1 protein-coding gene and 1 pseudogene are annotated in these 7,132 nt (G+C 35.5%); both read left to right on the forward strand.

Annotated features, from left to right (window positions below):
- Positions 1-168: 168 nt before the first annotated feature.
- Positions 169-2,385 carry a YhgE/Pip domain-containing protein gene (locus tag I4N53_RS06500; RefSeq protein ID WP_214495879.1) on the forward strand — a complete coding sequence of 739 codons (2,217 nt, stop codon included), beginning with the start codon at positions 169-171 and terminating at the stop codon, positions 2,383-2,385.
- Between the two features lie 269 nt (positions 2,386-2,654).
- Positions 2,655-7,132, forward strand: a pseudogene (locus I4N53_RS06505) (alpha amylase N-terminal ig-like domain-containing protein); the annotation flags it as partial.

The raw sequence follows: 7,132 nt of genomic DNA on the forward strand, positions 1-7,132 counted from the left end.
TCCTATATCTACATGATTTTCATTAGGTGTTGCATTTAATATTGCAATTTATATGTTTTTTATTTTTAAAATCAAAGGTACTTTTTTATTGACACATTGAGAAGAGGAGAATATAATAATAACCGTACTGACTGGTCAGTCTAAAAATTGATGAAAGGAGGAGAAAAATTGAAAGCATTTGAAGTGGCAGCAAAAGAAATAGAAAAAATAATAAAAAGTAGGTTTATAAGGGTTGCAGTTATTGTTGTTGCTTTTATGCCTTTGCTTTACAGCTTTCTATATTTATACGCCTTTTGGGACCCTTATTCTATGTTAGATAAACTCCCGGTTGCAGTTGTCAATGAAGACAGAGGCGGAGTATACAATGGCAAACAAGAAAACTTTGGGAATGAAATTGTACAAAAGTTAAAAAACAACAAAGAATTTAAATGGGATTTTGTAGATTATAAAAAAGGTATTGACGGAGTTAAAGGAAAAAAATATTACTTTATGATTATGATTCCCGAGGATTTTACTCAAAATATTACAAGTGTTGATTCTTCTACTCCCAAGAAGGCTACTATTGAGTATATAACTAACGATAAGAAAAATTTCCTTGCAACACAAATTGGCAATAAAGCTATAGAAAGTCTTCAAACAGAAATAGCAAATTCTATAAGAAAAGGATATATTGATGCTCTTTTTAAAAGTGTTGATGAATTAAGCAGTGGTTTAAAAGAAGCTTCAGAGGCAGAGAATAAACTTGCAACAGGTACGTTAGAATTATATGATGGTGCACGCAAATTAAACGAGAGTATGAGTGCCGCATTAGAGGGAAGCAAACAAATAAAAGAAGGCGTATTAGATTTAAGAAATGGCCTTAATCAAGCGTTAAATGGTTCTACAGCTTTATACAATGGAGCAAGTCTTCTTTCGCAAAAATTTTCTGATGCAAGCAATACAGAAGCCTTGTTAAGTGGAATGAATTCATTACAAAATGGAATAACAGGAATTAATCAAGGATTAAATGATGCTTCTAATAGTGCTATTAAACTAAAAGATGGAATCAATTCTCTTGTCAATGGATATAATCAAGTAGGGCAAAATGTTTCTTCTTTCGCCGACAGTATTTCACAACTGGGAAGTGGCTTGAGCCAAATTTCTACAGCTTTAGATAGTGCGCAGGTTGCTTTGAAAGATTATATTGCAAAACACCCTGAAGCAAGTAGCGACCCTGAACTACAAAAAGTCCTTATTGCGATTGCATATTCTAATGCAGGGATTGATAGCATGAGTCAAAACTTAAATAGCGGTTTGACAAAAGTTCAACAATTAAACACTGCTCTTGCACAATTGCAGGAGGCTTCCAATACAATTAATAATGGTATGGATTCTTTAGCATCAGGTCTTTCATATATGTCTCAAGTGTCCAGCCAACTTGTAGACGGTTCAAATAAATTGTACAGTGGCGTAGCCCAGCTTAGTGTAGGCATAAATACAGCGGGAGAAAAATTAAAAGAAATTTCAAATGGCTTATATAGTCTCAATAATGGGATAAAAAGTTTAAGCGATGGATCCTCAAAATTATATAATGGTGCTAATTCTTTATATAATGGTATGGCACTTCTTAAAGATGGAACTAGGCAATTTGCAGATGGAGCAAAAAGTTTATATGATAATCAGAGGCTTTTAGCGCAAAAATTAGGTGATGCGTCTCAAAAAATAGATTTATCAGGAATTACAACGACTAAAAAGGATATGATTAATGAACCTATAATACTTGATACTAGAAGACTTTATCCAGTTAAAAATTATGGAATTGGGTTTGCACCATATTTTATACCTCTATCCTTGTGGGTGGGTTCATTAATACTCTTCTTCTTGATAGATATTTTTGATAAGGAAAAATACGAAGGAATGAACAATGTTTCTATACAATTAGGAAAATTTATGTCTTTAGCATTAGTAGGTATCTTGCAATCGGTGGTATCAAGTTTTGTACTTGTAGAAGGGCTAAAATTAGATGTGCATAATTTATTCTACTATTACTTAATAAATGCTGTGATGTCTCTCACTTTTATCGCTATAATTCAGCTTTTTGTAATGCTATTTGGCATTGCAGGTAAATTCTTTGCAGTAGTATTATTAATGCTTCAACTAACCTCATCAGGAGGAACTTTCCCAATGGAACTTTTACCTAAATTTTTCAACGTAATAAATCCTTATTTGCCTATGACATATGGAGTTGCAGGACTTAGGGAGGCAATATCTGGGAACAATATTAGCGCAATACTGCACAATATCTCTATAATTGCAGGATTTGGAGTGCTGTTCTTAGTGTTTATAATACTTTTAGCAGAAAAAGCAGATAAAATGGAGATAACGCAAAGGCTAAAGCAAATATAATTTATAGGGCTGCTTTATAGTAGCCCTATAAATTTAAAATTTACATATAGTGTATGTGTTAACAACATATTGACAACAAAAAAGCTATAATTTATAATAAATACAAAGGAAAACGGTTGCGCAAAAATTTGCACAAGGAAATGTGTACATAAGTACATTTATCTTTTTGTGACTTGTGAAAGCGATTGCTTAAAAGAGATGGGGGTGATATTGGAAAAGAGCTTTTTGAAAGATTTTTAGATAAAAACATAGTGGAAAGGGGGATTATAATGTTTAATAAAAGAATATTAGGGTTTTTATTGTCATTTCTTTTAATTTTTACAGCAGTGTTTGGCTCAATGCCTATGGAATTTGCAAAAGCTGAGACAGATACAGCACCAGCGACTGCTGTTGTGGCAGGCAATTTTCAGTCAAAACTTGGGGATACCGACTGGAAGGGCGACAGCAGCATAACAGTAATGACATATAAAGGCAATGGTTTTTATGAATACACGACACATACTGCATTACCTGCAGGTGATTATGAGTATAAAATAGTTTTGAATGGGAGTCAGTGGATACCAGATGGTTTTGGAAAAAATTTAAAATTTCATCTTGATAAAGACTCTGTAGTGACTTTTTATTACAATTACAGTACTTCAAGTGTTACTGATTCTACAAAATATACACCAATTCCGGAAGAAAAACTTCCAAGAATTGTAGGTACTATACAATCAGCAATAGGAGCAGGTAGTGACTGGAGTCCAGAAACTTCTACAGCCGTAATGAGGGATTACAAATTTAATAATGTATACGAATACACTGCAAACGTTCCAAAAGGAAATTATGAGTTTAAAGTGACTTTAGGGCCCTCATGGGATATAAATTATGGCTTAAATGGTGAACAAAATGGGCCAAATATTCCTTTGAATGTAGCCTATGATACTAAGATTACATTTTACTATGATTCGGTTTCACATAAAATATGGACGGATTATAATCCACCTCTTACAGGACCTGATAATAACATATATTATGACGATTTAAGACATGACACTCATGACCCATTCTTCCGCTCGCCTTTCGGTGCAATAAAAACGGGAGATACTGTGACATTAAGAATACAAGCAAGAAATCACGACCTTGAGTCAGCTAAGATTTCCTATTGGGATGATATTAAGAAAACAAGAATAGAAGTACCCATGTACAAAATCGGTCAAAGTCCTGATGGGAAATATGAATACTGGGAAGTTAAGTTAAGCTTTGACCATCCCACAAGAATTTGGTATTACTTTATACTTAAAGACGGGACAAAAACTGCTTATTACGGAGATAACGATGAACAATTGGGGGGTGAGGGTAAAGCCACAGATACTGTAAATAAAGACTTTGAACTTACTGTATATGATAAAAATTTAGACACCCCTGATTGGATGAAAGGTGCAGTAATGTATCAGATATTTCCTGACAGGTTTTACAATGGAGACACCTCAAATGACCATGCAAGAACTTTGAGTCGAGGAAGTGACCCTGTAGAATTCCATGATGACTAGTACGAACTTCCTGATAATCCAAATGACAAAGATAAACCCGGTTACAAATATGACGGTATATGGAACAATGACTTCTTTGGAGGTGATTTAAAAGGAATAGATGATAAACTTGATTATCTAAAAGAACTTGGAATATCAGTAATTTACCTTAACCCAATTTTTGATTCTCCTTCAAATCACAAATATGATACTGCTGATTACTCAAAAATAGACCCTATGTTTGGAAATTTAGATGTGTTTAAAAAACTCATGGAAGATGCCCATGCAAAAGGGATTAAGGTAATACTTGATGGCGTTTTCAACCATACGAGTGATGATAGCATTTACTTTGATAGATATGGGAAATATTTAGACAAAGGACTAGGCGCTTATCAGGCATGGTTGCAAGGAGATCAGGCAAAGTCTCCATACGGTGAGTGGTATGAAATAAAGCCTGATGGAACATATGAAGGATGGTGGGGATTTGACAGCCTACCTGTCATAAGGCAGATAAATGGCAGTGAGTACAACGTTAAAAGCTGGGCAGACTTTATCATAAATAACTCTGATGCGATATCTAAGTATTGGCTAAATCCTGATGGAGACACAAATGCAGGTGCAGATGGATGGAGATTGGATGTAGCAAATGAAGTATCCAATGACTTTTGGACACATTTTAGAAATTCCATTAATACTGTGAAATCGAATGCACCAATGATTGCAGAAGTTTGGGAGGATGCATCATCTTATTTACTTGGAGACTCCTTTAATTCGGTTATGAATTACCTTTTTAGAAATGCAGTAATTGACTTTATATTGGATGAATCATTTGATGATGGAAATGTGGTTCATAATCCTATAGATGCGGCAAAACTTAACCAAAGGCTTATGAGTATATACGAGAGATATCCTCTTCCAGTATTTTATTCTACTATGAATCTTTTAGGTTCTCATGACACCATGAGAATATTAACGGTATTTGGATATAATTCTGCTGATGAAAATCAAAATTCTCAGGCTGCTAAAGACCTTGCAGTCAAAAGGCTTAAACTTGCCGCAATATTGCAAATGGGCTATCCGGGAATGCCTTCTATTTACTATGGCGACGAGGCAGGACAATCCGGTGGAAAAGACCCAGATAACAGGAGAACATTCCCCTGGGGAAGGGAAGACAAAGATCTCCAGGATTTCTTTAAGAAAGTCGTAAACATAAGGAATGAAAATCAAGTTTTAAAAACAGGAGACCTTGAGACACTTTATGCAAATGGCGATGTTTTTGCCTTTGGAAGAAGAATTATAAATGGAAAAGACGTTTTTGGAAAATCTTATCCTGACAGTGTGGCGATTGTTGTAATTAATAAAGGTGACGCAAAACAAGTTTCAATAGATACCACTAAATTTATAAGAGATGGTGTGACATTTACAGATGCCTTAAGTGGCAAGACATATACTGTTAATGATGGACAAATTGTTGTAGAAGTTGGATCAATGGATGGAGCTATACTCATTTCAGATCCAGGACAGAATTTGACGGCACCTCAGCCAATTCAAGACCTTAAAGCAGTCTCAGGAAATGGCAAAGTAGACCTTTCATGGAGTGCAGTAGACAGAGCAGTGAGTTATAATATCTATCGTTCAACAGTTAAAGGAGGACTATATGAAAAAATAGCTTCAAATGTTACGCAAACCAGCTATACTGATACAGAGGTTACCAATGGTCTAAAGTATGTGTATGCTGTAACAGCCGTAGATAGTTATGGAAATGAAAGTGCTTTAAGCAATGAAGTCGAAGCATATCCAGCATTTCCTATTGGCTGGGCGGGAAATATGAATCAAGTCGATACACATGTAATAGGCGTAAATAATCCAGTTGAAGTGTATGCTGAAGTATGGGCAGAAGGGCTTACAGATAAACCTGGCCAAGGGGAAAATATGATAGCGCAACTTGGCTACAGATACCTTGGCGATACTGTAGGAGATGCTGTGTACAGTGACGTATATAACAGAGTGGAAGGTGTTGAAATAATTCAGGACTGGACGTGGGTTGATGCACGGTATGTAGGGGATTCCTATAGTTTTGGGCAACCAAATAATGACCAATATAAAGCAGGTTTTGTACCTGATATGGTAGGCACATGGGAATACATTATGAGATTTTCTTCTAACCAAGGTCAAGATTGGACACGGACAGATGTTAAACAATTTACTGTAGTTCCATCTAATGATTCAGTTCCTCCAACTGTTCCAGTCTTACAGCAACCAGGAATTGAATCCTCAAGAGTTACACTTAACTGGAGTCCGTCAGCTGATGATGTTGCTATTTACGGCTACGAAATCTATAAGTCTTCAAGTGAGACTGGCCCATTTGTGAAAATTGCTACTGTATCTGACAGTGTGTATAACTACGTAGATACAGATGTAGTAAATGGCAATGTGTATTATTATAAAGTTGTGGCAGTTGATACCTCCTATAATAGGAGAGCATCAAATACAGTAAAAGCGACACCTGACATAATACCTATAAAAGTGACATTTAATGTCACAGTGCCTGATTATACCCCTGATGATGGAGTAAATATTGCTGGAAACTTCCCGGATGCTTTTTGGAATCCAACTGCTCAGCAAATGATAAAGACTGGACCTAACACATACAGTATTACACTTACTTTAAATGAGGGTACACAAATTGAATATAAATATGCGAGAGGGAGCTGGGATAAAGTAGAAAAGGGCGAATACGGAGAGGAAATTGACAATAGGAAGGTAACTGTTACCAATCAAGGTTCAAATACAATGGTAATAAATGACACAGTACAAAGATGGAGAGATTTGCCGATATATATTTATTCTCCAAAAGACAACACTACTGTCGATGCAAATACGAGTGAAATAGAGATTCGCGGCAATACTTACAAAGGTGCGAAAGTAACTATAAATGATGAATCTTTTGTGCAACAAGAAAATGGAGTATTTACAAAAGTGATTCCTTTAGAATATGGCGTAAATACTATCAAAATACATGTAGAGCCCAGTGGCGACAAGAATAATGAACTTACAAAAGATATAACAATAACTGTTACAAGAGAAAAGCCCGGCCATGAGAGACAACCTACGCCTACTTCACCAACAGAACCATCGGAGGAAGTATCACAAGGCAGAGTAGTTGTAGAAAATAACACAACAATTCTTAAAGTAGACGAAAACAAAGTGGCAAAAGACATAAAAGACACTTCAAA

The organism is Thermoanaerobacter sp. CM-CNRG TB177 (assembly GCF_018588165.1).
Taxonomy (GTDB): domain Bacteria; phylum Bacillota; class Thermoanaerobacteria; order Thermoanaerobacterales; family Thermoanaerobacteraceae; genus Thermoanaerobacter; species Thermoanaerobacter thermocopriae.